This is a genomic window from Blautia segnis (assembly GCF_014287535.1).
Classification (GTDB): Bacteria; Bacillota; Clostridia; order Lachnospirales; family Lachnospiraceae; genus Blautia_A; species Blautia_A acetigignens.
In genome coordinates this window covers 58,891-75,846 of the sequence record NZ_JACOOT010000025.1, presented here as the reverse complement: position 1 = coordinate 75,846, position 16,956 = coordinate 58,891, and the positions used below count along the sequence as shown (strand labels likewise).

The 16,956-nt window shown below is 46.3% G+C and carries 15 protein-coding genes, 1 tRNA gene and 1 pseudogene; 13 read left to right on the top strand and 4 right to left on the bottom strand.

The window, feature by feature from the left end; genetic code table 11:
• Window positions 1-17: 17 nt before the first annotated feature.
• Window positions 18-1,103: a lactonase family protein gene (locus tag H8S54_RS11235; RefSeq protein WP_021926041.1), complete on the top strand. Its 1,086-nt coding sequence runs from the start codon at window positions 18-20 to the stop codon at window positions 1,101-1,103.
• Between the two features lie 19 nt (window positions 1,104-1,122).
• Here the strand turns inward: H8S54_RS11235 and H8S54_RS19025 are convergent.
• Both H8S54_RS19025 and aroC read right to left on the bottom strand, forming a co-directional pair.
• Window positions 1,123-1,380: pseudogene (locus H8S54_RS19025) on the bottom strand (DUF6783 domain-containing protein).
• 45 nt (window positions 1,381-1,425) lie between these two features.
• Complete coding sequence (gene aroC, locus H8S54_RS11230; RefSeq protein WP_117853919.1) at window positions 1,426-2,517, bottom strand: chorismate synthase; 1,092 nt, start codon at window positions 2,515-2,517, stop codon at window positions 1,426-1,428.
• A gap of 173 nt (window positions 2,518-2,690) precedes the next feature.
• Here aroC and H8S54_RS11225 point away from each other — a divergent pair, with 173 nt between their 5' ends.
• The 4 genes from H8S54_RS11225 (at window position 2,691) to H8S54_RS11210 (ending at window position 7,409) form a co-directional block, all read left to right on the top strand.
• The gene (locus H8S54_RS11225) at window positions 2,691-3,632 is read left to right on the top strand and encodes a magnesium transporter CorA family protein (RefSeq protein WP_117853992.1); all 942 of its coding nucleotides are present in this window, start codon (window positions 2,691-2,693) and stop codon (window positions 3,630-3,632) included.
• A 22-nt stretch (window positions 3,633-3,654) separates the two neighbouring features.
• Window positions 3,655-4,512 carry a hypothetical protein gene (locus tag H8S54_RS11220; protein ID WP_117853917.1) on the top strand — a complete coding sequence of 286 codons (858 nt, stop codon included), beginning with the start codon at window positions 3,655-3,657 and terminating at the stop codon, window positions 4,510-4,512.
• A 138-nt stretch (window positions 4,513-4,650) separates the two neighbouring features.
• Window positions 4,651-6,084 (top strand): pyruvate kinase, encoded by a 1,434-nt coding sequence (gene pyk / locus H8S54_RS11215; protein ID WP_117853915.1) that lies wholly within the window; start codon window positions 4,651-4,653, stop codon window positions 6,082-6,084.
• A 38-nt stretch (window positions 6,085-6,122) separates the two neighbouring features.
• Window positions 6,123-7,409 (top strand): diaminopimelate decarboxylase, encoded by a 1,287-nt coding sequence (locus H8S54_RS11210; RefSeq protein WP_021925046.1) that lies wholly within the window; start codon window positions 6,123-6,125, stop codon window positions 7,407-7,409.
• A gap of 213 nt (window positions 7,410-7,622) precedes the next feature.
• Here H8S54_RS11210 and H8S54_RS11205 read toward each other — a convergent pair.
• Window positions 7,623-7,705: transfer RNA gene (locus tag H8S54_RS11205), tRNA-Leu, on the bottom strand.
• Window positions 7,706-7,920: 215 nt separating this feature from the next.
• Here H8S54_RS11205 and ftsH point away from each other — a divergent pair.
• The 5 genes from ftsH (at window position 7,921) to H8S54_RS11180 (ending at window position 14,481) form a co-directional block, all read left to right on the top strand.
• Window positions 7,921-9,777, top strand: coding sequence for an ATP-dependent zinc metalloprotease FtsH (ftsH, locus tag H8S54_RS11200; RefSeq protein WP_021925045.1), 1,857 nt, complete (start codon window positions 7,921-7,923; stop codon window positions 9,775-9,777).
• Between the two features lie 101 nt (window positions 9,778-9,878).
• On the top strand, window positions 9,879-10,298 hold the full coding sequence (locus H8S54_RS11195) for an anti-sigma factor family protein (protein ID WP_243000290.1): 420 nt from the start codon (window positions 9,879-9,881) through the stop codon (window positions 10,296-10,298).
• Window positions 10,299-10,433: 135 nt separating this feature from the next.
• Window positions 10,434-13,073: a DNA polymerase I gene (gene polA / locus H8S54_RS11190; RefSeq protein WP_021925043.1), complete on the top strand. Its 2,640-nt coding sequence runs from the start codon at window positions 10,434-10,436 to the stop codon at window positions 13,071-13,073.
• A gap of 24 nt (window positions 13,074-13,097) precedes the next feature.
• Entirely contained in the window at window positions 13,098-13,697 is a 600-nt protein-coding gene (gene coaE / locus H8S54_RS11185; RefSeq protein ID WP_021925042.1) for a dephospho-CoA kinase, read from the top strand.
• Window positions 13,684-14,481 (top strand): MBL fold metallo-hydrolase, encoded by a 798-nt coding sequence (locus tag H8S54_RS11180; RefSeq protein ID WP_021925041.1) that lies wholly within the window; start codon window positions 13,684-13,686, stop codon window positions 14,479-14,481. Before coaE ends, H8S54_RS11180 begins: the two co-directional genes overlap by 14 nt.
• Here H8S54_RS11180 and H8S54_RS19380 read toward each other — a convergent pair.
• Window positions 14,471-14,593 (bottom strand): DUF6783 domain-containing protein, encoded by a 123-nt coding sequence (locus tag H8S54_RS19380; protein WP_408610278.1) that lies wholly within the window; start codon window positions 14,591-14,593, stop codon window positions 14,471-14,473. The two genes, H8S54_RS11180 and H8S54_RS19380, sit on opposite strands and share 11 nt — an antisense overlap.
• Before the next feature lie 142 nt (window positions 14,594-14,735).
• Between H8S54_RS19380 and H8S54_RS11175 the strand changes: the two genes are divergently transcribed.
• From H8S54_RS11175 to H8S54_RS19375, 3 genes are all read left to right on the top strand, one after another.
• The gene (locus H8S54_RS11175; protein ID WP_021925040.1) at window positions 14,736-15,008 is read left to right on the top strand and encodes an ACT domain-containing protein; all 273 of its coding nucleotides are present in this window, start codon (window positions 14,736-14,738) and stop codon (window positions 15,006-15,008) included.
• 85 nt (window positions 15,009-15,093) lie between these two features.
• The gene (locus tag H8S54_RS11170; protein ID WP_021925039.1) at window positions 15,094-16,458 is read left to right on the top strand and encodes a PFL family protein; all 1,365 of its coding nucleotides are present in this window, start codon (window positions 15,094-15,096) and stop codon (window positions 16,456-16,458) included.
• Window positions 16,459-16,577: 119 nt separating this feature from the next.
• Entirely contained in the window at window positions 16,578-16,697 is a 120-nt protein-coding gene (locus tag H8S54_RS19375; RefSeq protein ID WP_408610275.1) for a DUF6783 domain-containing protein, read from the top strand.
• The last annotated feature ends 259 nt before the right edge of the window (window positions 16,698-16,956 follow it).

Here is a 16,956-nt window from a genome sequence, read left to right as displayed (position 1 = left end):
TGTAGGAGGCTAGACAAATGGGGAAGAAATATGTGGCTTATGTAGGTACCTATACTCACGGAACCAGCAAAGGAATCCAGGTTTATGACGTGAACCTGGAAGAAGGTACTCTCACAGAGAGAAGCGAAGTGGAAGTAAGCAATGCATCTTATACCGCAGTGTCCAAGAATGGCAAGTATCTGTATTCCATCGAGGACGAAGGAGTTGCGGTTTTCAAGCGTGATCACAACGGTGATCTGTCCCGTATCAACAGCGTTGATATCGACGGCATGCGCGGATGCTTCCTGGCAACAGACGTAGACGGCAAATATCTTTACGTTGCAGGCTATCATGATGGCAAGGTGACAGTTGTGCATACACATAAGGATGGACGTCTTGGAAGCGTTATGGACGGCGTGTTCCATACAGGACTTGGAAGCGTGGCAGAGCGCAACTTCCGCCCTCATGTAAACTGCGTGCGTCCCACACCGGACAATAAGTATCTCTGTGCAGTAGACAATGGAATCGACCAGGTAAAGGTGTATCGCATCAATAAGCGCACAGACAAGCTTGAGCTTGTAGATATTGTCCGCTGCCCGAGAGAGAGCGGCCCGCGTATTATCCGCTTCAGCGCAGACGGACGTTTTGCATACATTCTTTTTGAGCTGAGCAATGAGATCAAGGTGTACAGCTATGACGGAAGCGGAGATGCTCCGGAGTTTGAACTGCTTCAGAGCGTATCCACTCTGGCGAAGAAGGAGACTGGTGTTTCCCACAATGCAGCTTCCGGACTTGCGCTTGCACCGGACGGCAAGCACCTGTTCTGCACAACAGCAGGTGAGAATACCGTTGCCATGTTTGAGGTAGATGGGGAGACCGGACTTCTGGAGCGCAAATTTGTGCTTCCGGTTAGCGGTGATTACCCGAAGGACCTGGTAATCTTCCCGGATAACCAGCACATTGCCGTTGCCAACCATTCCAGCAACAGCGTAACCACCTTCAAGGTAGACTACGAGAAGAACATCATTATGATGAAAGGCAAGCCCCGTAAGATCGAGACTCCGAACTGCATCAACATCTGGCCGGTTCCGGATGGAGAGGACATTGAGGATTTGGAGGCCTGATGTTTTCGTGAAAAAGCGATTATAAAAAACAAGGACAGTTATCTGAAAGTAAAAGCAGATAGCTGTCCTTGTTTTTGCAAGTGCAGAAATTTAGAACTAAGTAGTTTGTAAAAGAAAACTCCCTCCGAATCCGGGAGGGAGCTTTAGAGCGTGTTTGAAAAATCATTCCCGCAATCTGTACGCCCCACTTTGCGGGAGATTTTGCCCGAATTCAGTTGCCGTAGCCCGCTACGGCGCCTTCATGCGGACAAAATCTCCCACAAATTGTGACGCACATCTTGCAGAAAGCCTTTTTCAAACACGCTCTAGGAAAAGACATTTCTTACAGATAAAAATCCTTCACATAATCCATGCGGGCGCTCATGTTGGAGAACATGGCATCTACCAGGGTGATGGCAGCCATAGATTCTACAACTACAACGGCTCTTGGCACGATCACCGGGTCGTGGCGGCCTTTGATCTCGATGGAAATATTTTCTCCGGTCCTGGTGACGGTCTGCTGTGCCTGAGAGATGGACGGAGTAGGCTTTACATGGGCGCGAAGAAGAATCTGTCCGCCGTCACTGATGCCGCCAAGGATACCTCCGGCGTGATTGGTGGTTTTTGTGATCTTGCCGTCTTCCATGTGGAAACCGTCATTATCCGTGGAGCCTTTCATGGAAGAAACCTTTACACCGTCACCGACTTCTACAGCCTTGACTGCGCCAATAGACATCAGTGCCTGCGCAAATGCTGCATCAAGCTTGCCAAAAACAGGGTCTCCGATACCTGCAGGAACACCATTAATACGGCATTCGATCACGCCGCCTGCACTGTCATTTTTTCTCATGCACTGCTCCAGATACTGGACTGCTTTTTTTGCGGCAACCATATCCGGCATATAAAAAGAATTCTCCGAAATCACCTCAGGATGAAAGCCCTGGCAGGAGACAGGTCCGATAGAGCTTGTATATGTCTGCAGGGTAATGCCAAGCTCTTTAAGAATCTTAGCTGCAATGGCACCGGCTGCTACCCGGCCGATGGTCTCCCGTCCGGAGGAACGTCCTCCGCCTCTGTAATCCCGAAAACCGTATTTGCTGTCAAAGCCAAAATCCGCATGTCCGGGACGGTAAGTCTGGGCAATATTTCCATAATCCTGGGAACGCTGATCCTTATTATACACGATCAGGGAGATGGGAGTTCCTGTAGTTCTGCCCTCGAATACGCCGGAGAGAATTTCTACCTGATCACCCTCACTGCGGGATGTAGTGTAGCGGCTCTGTCCAGGCTTTCTGCGATCCAGATAAACCTGAATGTCGGCCTCTGTAAGGAAAAGTCCTGCAGGTACTCCGTCCACAACTGCCCCAAGTGCCTTGCCGTGAGATTCTCCCCAGGTAGTTACTGTGAATTTTTTTCCGAATGTTGACTGACTCATAGGCGTAAAATCCTTTCTGTTTTTTGACTATATCGTATTAAAGTACGAATGTGTTGTTAAAGACATTATAGCGAAATGCTAAAAATTTGTAAACCGAATCTATTAGAATTGACAAAATTTCTTGTACAAATTATAATGGAAACTGTATTTTTGTGATGGAAGGAGTGCAGATTGTGGTAAGGGTTTTCAAGACAATAGAAGGGGCAATTCATGAAATCCAGGAGCCACAGGAGGATTGCTGGATTGCGATGACCAATCCTACTGCAACTGAGATATTTGAGATATCCGAGCGATTTGGAATTGAAGTGGATGATCTTCGGGCACCTCTTGATGAAGAAGAGCGTTCCCGTATCGAAGTGGAAGACAATTATACCCTGATACTTGTAGATGTTCCGATCATTGAGGAACGTAATGAAAAGGATTGGTACGGCACCATCCCTCTGGGCATTATAGTTACCAGGAAAATGATCATTACCGTATGTCTGGAGGATACGCAGGTACTTACCCGTTTTATGGAAGGAAGGGTGCGGAACTTTTTTACCTATATGAAGACCAGATTTATTCTGCAGATTCTGTATCGCAATGCGACCATGTACCTGCATTATCTGCGAATTATAGATAAGAAGAGCGAGCAGGTAGAAGAGAAGCTTCATATGTCTACTAGGAATCAGGAATTATTAGAGCTTTTGGAACTGGAGAAATCACTGGTCTATTTTACAACCTCTCTTCGTTCCAATGAGGTAGTGCTGGAGAAGCTTCTGAAAGTAGAGAGTATCAAGCAGTATCCGGAGGACACAGATCTTCTGGAGGATGTTATCATAGAGAATAAGCAGGCAATTGAGATGGCGAACATTTACAGCGGTATCCTGAGCAGTATGATGGGAACCTTTGCATCTGTTATTTCCAATAACTTGAACGTGGTTATGAAGGTTTTATCTGTCATTACCATTGTTATGAGTATTCCCACCATTGTGTTCAGTGCCTACGGCATGAACCTAAGTCCTGCAGGAATGCCTTTTTCAGCAGATAAATGGGGATTTTTAGTGGTAATCGTGTTGTCCGTTCTGGTAAGTATTGTGGCGGCAGTGATTCTATCCAAGAAGAAATTTTTCTGATCATCAGAGAATGGAGGATTACATGAAATTTATTGACAAGTGGGAACGCAAATATGGAAGATTCGGAATTCCCAATCTGACAGTTTACATTATTGTTTGTTACGTGATTGGCTATGCGCTTACGATCATAAATCCAAGCCTTCTGAACTGGCTGAGTCTGGAACCGGCGTATATTTTGCGTGGACAGATATGGAGACTGGTGACATGGGTTTTGTATCCGCCAAGTACTGCAGGTGTACTCTGGTTTGCAATTGCGGTTTTATTCTTTTATTATCCGATCGGAACGTCACTGGAGCGTACGATTGGTACCTTTAAATATACTTTGTATATTTTTTCGGGAATCCTGTTTACAATTATAGGCGCTTTTATTTTATACTTCCTTCTTGGAGGGAATGTTCTGGTAGGAAGCGTATTCTCCACCTATTATATCAGCTTGTCCACATTCCTTGCATATGCAATGTGCTATCCGGATATGTCGGTTCTTCTTATGTTTATCATTCCGGTGAAGATGAAGTGGATGGCGGTTTTCTATGTAGTGATTGTTGCATATGAAATGATTCAGTACATTATGGCAGGTGCATGGTATCTGGTGATCCCTATTGTGGCTTCACTGTTGAACTTCATTATTTTTTACTTTGGAAGTAAGGATTTCAGTCGGTATAATCCGAAGGAGGTCCACAGAAGGAATGAATTTCGCAGGGCGATGGAGCCAAGAGGACGTACCGGGTCAGGCGGTGGTGCACTGACCAAGCATAAATGTGCAATTTGCGGGCGCACCGAGCTTGATGATCCCAATCTGGAATTTCGCTTTTGCTCCAGATGTAACGGAAATTATGAGTACTGCCAGGACCATCTTTTTACTCATACACATGTGAAGTAGAGCCTTTTCAATATGCTTTGGCACATACTTTAAACAGAATCCGGGGGTGAAGCAGATGGTTTTGCTTCCTTGGGATTCCGGGAACTCACTATAGATGTGAGGTTCTGTAAACTATTACAAACAGAGGGATAAACTGCTATGAAAAGAACAAAAATCATCTGTACTCTGGGACCGGCCTCCAGTAAGAAAACTGTATTGAAAGCTATGATGCGTGCCGGAATGGATATTGCCCGTTTTAATTTTTCCCATGGCTCTCATGAAGAACACAGAGGGCGCGTGGACATGATCAAGAACCTGAGGGAAGAGCTGAATATTCCTGTTGCTATGCTTCTTGATACCAAGGGACCTGAGATCCGTACCAAGCTTCTGAAGGATCATAAGAAGGTTATGCTGGAAACAGGAAGTGAATTTACACTTACCACAGGTGACATAGAGGGAGATGAAACCCGTGTTGCCATTACGTATGAGAATCTGCATAAGGATGTTAAAAAAGGCGGCAAAATCCTGATCGATGATGGTCTGATCGAGCTGGAAATCGAGAATATAAAGAACTGTGACATTGTCTGCCGTGTTTTAAATGGCGGTGAGCTTGGCGAGCGTAAAGGAATCAATGTCCCTTATGTGAAAGTGAAACTTCCGGGAATTACAGAGCAGGATAAAGCTGATATTTTATTTGGAATTCAGCAGGAATTTGACTATATTGCAGCTTCCTTTGTCCGGGATGCAAAGGCAATCCGGGAAATCAGACAGCTTCTGGATGAAAACGGCGGTCAGGATATTGGTATCATTGCCAAGATTGAGAATGCAGAGGGCGTTGAGAATATCGACGAGATCATTAAGGCAGCAGATGGAATTATGGTTGCCAGAGGTGATCTTGGAGTGGAGATTCCTCCGAGTGAGGTTCCCTACATTCAGAAGATGATCATCCGCAAATGCAACGAAAATTACGTTCCGGTTATCACAGCTACACAGATGCTGGATTCCATGATCCGCAATCCGCGTCCAACAAGAGCAGAGGTTGCAGATGTTGCAAATGCTATTTATGACGGTACAGATGCAATTATGCTGTCAGGTGAGACTGCGGCAGGTAAATACCCGCTGGAGGCACTGAAAATGATGGTAGAAATCGCACAGAATACAGAGCCTCATCTGAATTACGAGTCCTACACCCATGGCCGTAATATGTGCGGAGAGAGCCGTGTTTCCAGTGCTGTGGGGCTTGCAGCAGTACAAACAGCAAGAGATTTGAAGGTAAAAGCTATTGTAACGCCTACCTTTAGCGGAAGAACGGCCAGACTGATCTCCAATTTCCGCCCGGCTGTTCCCATCTATGCAGTTACGCCCAGTGATACGGTTCTTCACAGACTGCAGCTGGTTTGGGGTGTGACTCCGTTGAAGGGATATGAGAAGGATTCCACAGAGCATATTATTTCCCAGGCCATGAGCGTTGTCCGCAGAAAGCGTCTTGCAAAGAAGGGCGATCTGATCGTGTTTACTGTAGGAGATCCGGCTACGAATATGACCAGGGAGGGTGCTGTTACAAACATGCTTCATGTGATTGAGGCTAAGTAACAAATAGCTGTACATTTTATAAACGAGGAGAAACTATTATGAAAAAAACACCTTTTGTAACATTGGAGAAGGTTCAGGAAATTGCAAAGAAGTATCCTACACCGTTCCATCTCTATGATGAGAGGGGAATCCGTGAGAATGCACAGGCTTTAAAGGAAGCATTTGCATGGAATAAGGGATTTAAGGAATTTTTTGCCGTAAAAGCAACACCTAATCCATTTCTCATTAAGATTCTGCAGGAATATGGCTGCGGCTGTGACTGCTCTTCCATGACAGAGCTTATGCTTTCCAAGGCAATCGGCTGCGGAAAGGGAGACATTATGTTTTCCTCCAATGATACTCCGAACGAAGAGTTTAAGTATGCAGATGAAATTGGTGGAATTATTAATCTGGATGATATCACTCACATTGAGAGTGTGGAAAAGGCTGTAGGCAGGATTCCGGAAATTATCAGCTGCCGCTATAATCCAGGCGGAGTATTCAAGATCAGCAATGATATTATGGACAATCCGGGAGATGCCAAATACGGTATGACAACGGAACAGATTTTTGATGCTTTCCGTATTCTTAAAAGCAAGGGTGCAAAGGAGTTTGGTATCCATTCATTTCTTGCCAGCAATACTGTAACGAACGAATATTACCCAATGCTTGCAAAGGTAATGTTTGAGCTTGCTGTTAAGCTTCAGAAGGAGACAGGAGCGCACATTAAGTTTATCAATCTTTCCGGTGGTATCGGTATTCCGTATCGTCCGGAACAGACACCTAATGATATCCGTGTGATCGGAGAGGGTGTGCGCAAGGTTTACGAGGAAGTTCTTGTTCCGGAAGGAATGGGAGATGTGGCAATCTACACTGAGCTGGGACGTTTCATGATGGGACCGTATGGCTGCCTGGTAACCAAGGCAATCCATGAGAAACATACCCACAAGGAATATATCGGCGTGGATTCCTGTGCAGTAAACCTGATGCGTCCGGCTATGTACGGTGCTTATCATCATATTACCGTTCTTGGCAAGGAGGATCAGCCTTGCGATCATCTGTATGACATTACAGGATCTCTTTGTGAGAACAATGATAAATTTGCCATTGACCGTTATCTTCCGAAGATTGACATGGGAGATTATCTGGTGATCCATGATGCCGGTGCCCACGGCTTTTCCATGGGCTACAACTACAACGGCAAGCTGAAATCTGCGGAGATCCTTCTTCACGAGGACGGAACCTTCGACATGATCCGCCGCGCCGAGACCCCAAGAGACTACTTCGCAACCTTCGACTGCTTCCCGATTTTTGAGAAGCTGCTGGAAGATGAGGAGAAGGCGTGATTGCCGGGGATGAATTGTAATTAGGCAATTAAGCACAATATAAAAAGCGATATCGTTCAACTCCGGAAGTTGAGTGGTATCGCTTTTTGTGCAATTAAATCCAAGCAACAAGATGGGCGGCTATAAATACTTTTGGCTTCATGTTTACTCCCTTAGGTAAGAAAAAATCCCGCAGGACAAGGCTCTGACGGGATTCATAGAAACGTATGAAATTGCCGGCAGTGGGACTTGAACCCACACGTAGTTGCCTACAACAGATTTTGAGTCTGCCTCGTCTGCCATTCCGACATGCCGGCGGTTGAAACAAGATATATGATAGCATAAATTGTCATGTTATGCAAGTGGATTTCCGAAATTAATTTATGAAATTGTGTAAAAAATACACACAATGAGGAAATAAAGGAATGATGAAAAGAATGAAAAGTTTATAAATTTTCCGGGCAGAATATTGATATTCCCAATTAGAAATGCTAAAGTATTTAACAGTTGACAGAATATGGAGGAAATGCCAATGAATATTGACCATAAAAAACCAGAGAACCGTCCCTTATACATTTTCGTGCTGGTGGCGGTAGTGGTGATTCTTCTCCTGAACGTGTTCGCAATCCCTGCCATGCAGGAGCGCTCTGTGGAGAAGACAGATTACAGCACATTCCTCAGCAATGTAGAGCGTGGAAATGTGTCCAAGGCAGAAGTACAGGATGATTACATCTATTATGTGGTAAGAAAGAACGGAGAAGACGTTGTCTGCAAGACCGTGCGCATGGATGATCCGGATCTGGTAAGCCGCCTTTACGACGCCGGCACCAGCATGGAGGCAGTAGAGCCCCAGAAGCAGTCCATTCTTCTCAGTCTGATCATAGGTTATGTGATTCCCATTGGCATCTTTGTTTTACTTGGTAGATGGCTGAGCAGGAAGATGATGAGCTCCATGGGCGGAGGTCCTGGCGGAGCCATGTCCTTTGGCAAAAGCAATGCCAAGGTATATGTGAAATCTTCCACAGGTATTAAGTTTACAGACGTAGCAGGCGAGGATGAGGCCAAGGAGCTTCTTACGGAAATCGTAGATTATCTTCACAATCCGCAGAAATATACGGAAATCGGAGCTTCCATGCCCAAAGGTGCCCTTCTTGTAGGCCCTCCAGGTACAGGTAAAACCCTGCTTGCCAAGGCAGTTGCAGGTGAAGCGGAGGTTCCTTTCTTCTCTATCTCAGGCTCTGAATTTGTAGAAATGTTTGTTGGTATGGGAGCTGCCAAGGTTCGGGATCTGTTTAAGCAGGCTAATGAGAAAGCACCCTGTATCGTATTTATTGACGAAATTGATACTATCGGAAAGAAGCGTGACAGCGGAAGCTTCACCGGCGGGAATGATGAGCGTGAGCAGACCCTGAATCAGCTTCTTACAGAGATGGATGGCTTTGACGGTTCTAAGGGTGTTGTGATTCTGGCAGCAACCAATCGTCCGGATTCTCTTGATCCGGCATTGCTTCGTCCGGGACGATTTGACAGACGTATTCCGGTAGAACTTCCCGATTTGAAGGGTCGTGAGGAAATTCTTAAGGTTCACGCCAAGAAGATCAAGATTGCGGATAGCGTACGCTTTGAGGATATTGCCAAGGCAGCAGCCGGAGCTTCCGGCGCAGAGCTTGCCAATGTTGTAAATGAGGCTGCCCTGCGTGCAGTACGTGACGGCAGAAAATTTGCTACACAGGCAGATTTTGAAGAGAGCATTGAGGTTGTAATTGCTGGATATCAGAAGAAGAACCGCGTACTTTCCAATAAGGAGAAGCTGATCGTTTCTTATCACGAGGTGGGACACGCACTTGTAGCTGCCAAGCAGACGGATTCGGCTCCGGTTCATAAGATTACCATTATCCCCCGTACCTCTGGTGCACTTGGATACACCATGCAGGTGGATGAACAGGAACATTTCCTGATGTCCAAGGAGGAACTGGAGAACAAGATCGCCACCTTCACAGGAGGGCGTGCTGCAGAGGAACTGATTTTCCACAGCATCACAACAGGTGCATCCAATGATATTGAGCAGGCGACTAAAATTGCCCGGGGCATGATTTCCCGCTATGGAATGAGTGACGAATTTGACATGGTAGCAATGGAGAGCATGAACAACCAGTATCTGGGCGGAGATGCAAGCCTGAGCTGTTCCTTTGAGACACAGACTCTTCTGGACAAGAAGGTTGTGGAACTGGTGCGCAGACAGCATGAGAAAGCTTACAAGATCCTGGAGGACAACATTGAGAAGCTCCACGAGCTTGCCAAATACCTGTATGAGCATGAAACCATTACAGGCGAGGAATTTATGAAGATTTTGAATGACCCGCCAAGGGTGCTTACAGCAGAAGAATAAGAAACCGCAAAAGGGAGTGCAAAAGAACGATGCCATGTTTTTTTCCACTCCCTTGTGTTTTTTTGAGGATTCGGATATAATAACCGATATGGGCCGTAGGCTTGCAGAAAATACTGCAGGAGAACCTGCAGTGGAAAACAGCGGCGAAGAACTACAGTACCAAAAAGACAGGGGGAAAATCCATGAATTGTCAGACTGCTGAGAGTATGGTAAACCGATATATTGAACATGATCTGTCCGTAAATGAGCTGGAGGATTTTCTGGATCATGTGGAGAATTGTCCATCCTGTTACGATGAACTGGAGACGTATTTCATTGTTCATGCCGCCATGCGCCAGCTGGATGAGGAAAGCGGGGATTCTTCGCTGGACCTTCGGGAGCTTCTTGAGGATGACATCCGCAGATCCAAGCACTATATATTGAAAATGAAATTCCGAAGAGCCTTAAGCGGCGTAGGTTTTTGTACCTTAATTGCTGGGCTTGGAGGATTTTTAATTTATATTATTATGCAGACCTTGTAATCTGCATTACAGCGAATATTAAGTAACCGCTATGTTGACTTGTCTGATTTTTTATATGCTGTGGCAATAGAGCTGATATTTGATTTTCGTTATATTAGAGCGTGTTTGAAAAAAACTGCTGTACAGGAGGCACACATGTGTGAGAAAATTTTATTGATAGATGGTCACAGTATTTTGAACAGAGCATTTTACGGGCTGCCGGATCTCACCAGTCCGGAGGGACTGCACACGGGCGCTGTTTACGGTTTTCTGAATATTCTGTTTAGAGTACTGGAAGAAGAAAAGCCGGAATACCTGGCAGTAGCTTTTGACAGAAGCGAGCCTACCTTCCGTCATCAGAAATATCCAGAATATAAAGGTACCCGCAAACCAATGCCGGAAGAACTAAAAGAGCAGCTTCCCCTGCTTCAGGAAATGCTGGCTGCCATGGGGATAACCACCATTTCCCTGGCCGGCTATGAGGCAGACGATCTCCTTGGAACCCTGGCGAAAAGAAGCGAAGAGAAAGGTATGGATGTGACAGTTCTTTCCGGTGACCGGGATCTGCTGCAGCTGGCATCAAAGAAAACCCTGATTCGTATTCCAAAAACAGCCAAGGGACAGACCCTTATAGAGAGCTATCATGAGGATGAGGTGCTGGAGCATTATCAGGTCACTCCCTCCCAGATTATCGAACTGAAAGCCCTTATGGGAGATTCCGCAGACAATATTTCGGGAATCCCGGGAGTGGGAGAGAAAAATGCCACCCGCTTGATTAAAGAATACGGCACTGTGGAGAATGCTTACGCCCACGCGGAAGAGATTCCCCAGAAACGTGCGCGGGAATCCCTTCTGGAACATTACGAACTGGCACAGTTAAGCCGGGAACTTGCTGCAATTTGTACGGACAGCCCGGTGGAATTTTCCTGTGAGGATGCCAAAGTCGGGGATCTTTACACAAAGGAAGCCTATGAGCTGTGCCGAAAGCTGGATTTCAGAAGCTTTTTGAACCGCTTTGATCCTGCACAGGTGAACGAGGACTCTATGGAACAGGACTTTTTTACCTGCAGTGATTTCGAGGGCTGCGAGGCTCTTTTTGAGAAAGCGGCGCAGGCAGAAGCGGTTGGAGTCAGTCTTCTTGGAGACAAAGAGGGCACATACGGTCTGGGACTGGCATTAAATGAGGATGAAATTTATTACATTCCAGTACAGGGAATGACTACACCAGGCTATCTTAGTGAGAAACTTGAAAGTCTCAGCCAGAATACCATGCTTTGCTCCATGGATGTAAAAGCCATGTTAAAGCATATCGAACTGCGCCCGGAAGCAAAGGTCTTTGACTGCGGTATTGCAGCCTACCTTCTGAATCCATTAAAGAGCACTTATACCTATGAAGAGCTTGCCCGGGATTATCTGGATGGCAAAGCCATTCCTGCAAAAGAAGAGCTTCTTGGCAAAATCTCCCTGAAAAAAGCCTGGGAGCAGGACATGCCAGAGCTGGAGCAGCTGGCATGCTACATGGCCTACACCGCATTTTGTGTCAGAGGGCCGCTGGAAGAGAAGCTGAAGGAAACCAGCATGTGGAAAGTTTACACAGAAATTGAGCTTCCCCTTGTATTTACCCTGGATTCCATGGAAAAATGGGGAATCGAAGTGAAAGGGGAAGAACTGAAAAATTACGGAGATCAGCTGACGGTCCGCATCCAGGAGCTGGAGAAGCTGATCTGGCAGCAGGCAGGAGAGGAATTCAATATTAATTCCCCCAAGCAGCTTGGAGTTATCCTTTTTGAAAAAATGGGAATTCCCGGCGGGAAAAAGACCAAAACCGGCTATTCCACTTCCGCAGACATTCTGGAGAAGCTGGCACCGGATCATCCCATTGTAAACGATATTTTGGAATACAGGCAGCTTGCCAAGCTGAAATCCACCTATGCAGACGGTCTTGGCGCTGTAATTGAAGCAGATGGAAGAATCCATTCCACCTTTAACCAGACTATTACCGCAACAGGCAGAATCAGCAGTACAGAGCCGAATCTTCAGAACATTCCAGTGCGCATGGAGCTGGGAAGACTGATCCGCAAGGTTTTTGTGCCGGAGCCTGGCTTTGTATTTCTGGATGCGGATTATTCTCAGATTGAGCTTCGCGTGCTGGCCCATATGTCCGGGGATGAGAAGCTGATCCAGGCATACCGGGAGGCAGAGGATATCCACAGACTGACTGCATCCCAGGTATTCCACATCCCCCTTGAAGAAGTCACCCCGCTGCAGAGACGAAACGCCAAGGCAGTAAACTTCGGCATTGTGTACGGTATCAGCTCCTTTGGACTGAGTCAGGATCTTAGCATTACCAGGAAAGAAGCAGCTGCCTATATCCAGAAGTATTTTGAGACATACCCAAGTATTAAGGGCTTTCTGGATGGTCTGGTGGAGCAGGGAAAAGAAAAGGGCTACGTTTCCACCATGTTTGGCAGAAGACGTCCGGTGCCGGAACTGAAATCCAGTAATTTCATGCAGCGTTCCTTTGGAGAGCGAGTGGCAATGAACTCCCCAATTCAGGGAACTGCCGCAGATATTATTAAAATTGCCATGAACCGTGTGTATAAGCGCCTTCTGGATGAGAAATTAAGATCCAGGCTTGTGCTTCAGGTACACGATGAGCTTCTCATTGAAACCTGGAAGGATGAAATTCCACAGGTTTCCAGAATTCTGGAAGAGGAGATGAAGGGGGCTGCTCATCTGGCAGTAGAGCTGGAAGTGGACATGCACCAGGGAGATAACTGGTACGAAGCGAAATAAATCCATGCATATGAGGCAAAACAAATGAGAACCATAGGAATTACAGGAGGGGTAGGCGCCGGGAAAAGCACGGTGCTTGCTTTCCTTGAGAAAAAATACGATGCATACGTAATTCAGGCAGACGAAGTTGGCCATCTTGTGATGGAACCTGGGGAAGAATGTTATGAGCCCGTGATCCGCCTGTTTGGAAAAGATGTGATAAAAAACGATAAAACTATTGACCGGAAGAGGGTTTCGGATGTAGTATTTGGACAACCGGATATGCTGGAGCAGTTAAACGGCATCATTCATCCGGCTGTGAAACGGTATATTTTACGAAGTCTGAAAGAGAAGGAACAACAGGGCTGCAAGCTTTGCATTGTAGAGGCGGCTCTTTTCTTAGAAGAGCATTACGAAGAATTCTGCGATGAAGTGTGGTATGTCCACACAGACGAAGAAATCCGGATTCAGAGACTGATGGAGAACCGGGGCTATACAAGGGAAAAATCTCTTGGTATCATCCGCAATCAGGCTTCAGTGGAATATTTCCGTGCCCACACAGACTATACGGTAGAAAATAACGGCGATCTGGAAGAAACATGGAAGCAGATCGAAGAAGGAGTAAGAAGAAATGAGATTTTGTAGCATTGCCAGCGGCAGCAGCGGAAACTGTATTTATGTGGGATCAGAAGAAACCCATGTCCTGGTAGATGCAGGAATCAGCGGGAAAAGAATTGAGCAGGGCCTGAACCAGCTGGAGCTGACAGGCAATGACATTGATGCTATCCTGGTCACCCACGAGCATTCCGATCATGTAAGCGGGCTTGGGGTGATGGCGCGCAGATACCACATTCCCGTGTATACAACAGGCGGCACGGCAGATGCCATCAGCCGTATGAAGAACATGCAGAAGCTTCCCGAGGATACCTTCCATGAGATTGAGGAGGATCAGGACTTTCATATTAAGGATCTGACCATCCATCCGTTTTCCATTCCACACGATGCGGCACAGCCTGTAGGATATCGTCTGGAATGTCAGGACAAGGCAGTGGGGATTGCCACAGACCTTGGCAAATATAACAAATACATAGTAGATAATTTACAGAATCTGGACGCCCTTTTGCTGGAAGCGAACCACGATATCCGCATGCTTCAGGTGGGAAGCTATCCCTATTATCTGAAACAGCGTATCCTGGGAGACAGAGGGCATCTTTCCAATGAAAATGCAGGAAGGCTGCTTTGTCGGCTTTTGCATGACGATATGAAAGCCATATTCCTGGGACATTTAAGCAAGGAAAACAACTACGAGGCTCTTGCCTATGAGACCGTGTGCTCAGAGGTGACCCTTGGAGATAATCCATATAAATCCAAAGATTTCAAGATACAGGTTGCGAAACGTGACAGTATTTCAGATGTGGTCATGCTCTAGAGTGAGGTTGAAAAAGCATTCCCGCAATCTGCACGCCCCAAGCTGGCTTTTTTGCTGCCGCAGATGGCGGCGGTTTCGGAAAACATTCTGTCCGTTTTTGTATACAGGTCATGGGGGAGATCTTGGACTGTTCATCTGGAGCTTTTTTCAAATTTGCTTTAGAGTACAGCAATGAGTTTCCCTGAGACAGCCATAGCTGCTGCTTGCAGCAACAGTCAAATATGGGCCGCATGCCCAAACACAGGAGGAGTATCATGAAAAAAACAATCATCACAGTAGTAGGAAACGACACCGTTGGTATCATTGCAAAGGTATGTACCTATCTTGCCCAGAACCAGGTCAACATTCTGGACATTTCCCAGACGATTGTACAGGGATATTTTAACATGATGATGGTCGCAGACACCAGCGCTTCAGACAAGGAAATTGCAACTCTTTCCAAGGAACTGGCTGCTCTCGGGGATGAGATCGGCGTAGTGATCCACTGTCAGCACGAGGATATTTTCAACGTAATGCATAGAATCTGAAAGGAAAGTCCCGGACAGCTGACTTTCATTAAAAATGTCGTCAGAAGACGACAGTTTCATTATACTTGAAAGGAACACATACGCTATGATTAATATGTTTGAGGTAAACGAGACCAATAAAATGATCGAGCAGGAGAACCTGGATGTTCGTACCATCACCCTTGGAATCAGCCTGCTGGATTGCATTGACAGTGATCTTGATAAATTAAATGAAAAAATTTATAACAAAATTACCACTTATGCTAAGGATCTGGTAGCAACCGGAGAGAAGATTTCTGCCCAGTACGGAATTCCCATTGTAAATAAACGAATTTCCGTAACCCCGATTGGTCTGATAGGCGGAGCTGCCTGCAAGACCACAGAGGACTTTGTGACCATCGCCAAGACTCTTGACAAAGCTGCAAAACAGGTTGGAGTAAACTTTATCGGCGGATACACTGCTCTTGTAAGCAAAGGAATGACCCCCGCAGAAGAGCTTTTGATCCGTTCCATTCCCCAGGCACTTGCAAGCACTGAGCGGGTGTGCAGCTCTGTAAACGTTGGTTCCACAAAGACCGGAATCAACATGGACGCCGTGAAGCTGATGGGAGAAATCGTCCTTGAGACAGCAGAGGCTACCAAAGAGCAGGATTCCCTTGGCTGTGCCAAGCTGGTGGTATTTTGCAACGCGCCGGATGACAACCCGTTTATGGCAGGTGCTTTCCACGGTGTTACAGAGGCAGACAGTATTATCAATGTCGGCGTCAGCGGACCTGGCGTTGTAAAAACCGCTCTTGAGAAAGTAAGAGGAGAGGATTTCGAGACTCTCTGCGAGATGATCAAACGTACCGCATTTAAGGTTACCCGTGTGGGACAGCTGGTTGCCCGTGAGGCATCCAAGATGCTTGGCGTTCCATTTGGTATTGTGGATCTTTCCCTTGCGCCAACTCCTGCAATCGGCGACAGTGTGGCTGAGATTCTGGAGGAGATCGGCCTTGAGAGAGCCGGCGCACCGGGAACCACTGCAGCCCTTGCCCTTCTGAACGACCAGGTGAAAAAAGGCGGTGTCATGGCATCCACAGCAGTGGGCGGATTAAGCGGCGCGTTTATTCCAGTCAGTGAGGATCAGGGAATGATCGACGCTGTGACAGCAGGCGCCCTTACCATTGAGAAGCTGGAAGCCATGACCTGCGTATGCTCCGTTGGACTGGATATGATCGCAGTTCCGGGAGACACCAAGGCATCCACTATTTCCGGTATTATCGCAGATGAGGCAGCCATTGGAATGGTGAACCAGAAGACCACAGCAGTCCGTCTGATCCCGGTAATCGGAAAAGGAGTGGGAGAGACGGTTGAATTTGGCGGCCTTCTTGGATATGCCCCGATCATGCCGGTCAATAATTTCTCCTGCGAAGCTTTTGTAGCAAGAGGCGGACGCATCCCGGCTCCGATCCATAGTTTTAAGAATTAAGCTTACGCAGCAAACGCTGCTTCTTGTGCAACGCACAGGAAAGTTCGGATTTTTATCGGTCATACGATATAAAAACAAGTATCATAATTTTCATTTTAAAAACAAAGTGCAGCCCGGATATGCTTCGTGCATACCGGAACTGCACTTTGTTGTTTTTGGGGGTAAAATCTCCCGCAAATTGTGACGCACATCTTGCAGAAAGCCTTTTTCAAACACGCTCTAGCCGAAATCCTCTATGAACACACTTCCGCTATAAATATATCCTATAACCAGCTATTAAAATTCTATAGTAGACAATCTGGTTGTCCTATGTTATCATCTTAATCACATTAAACCTATTGAAAAAATAGGAAATATAAAACAGGGGGAAATGGAAATGAAAATGAGAATGACCACTGCAGCTTTAAGACTTGTTACTATATTGCATCATCCAAACATTCGGCAGAAAATGTTGTGAATCTTTCAGCTTTGGGAAATCCGTGAATGATTCCATTGCAG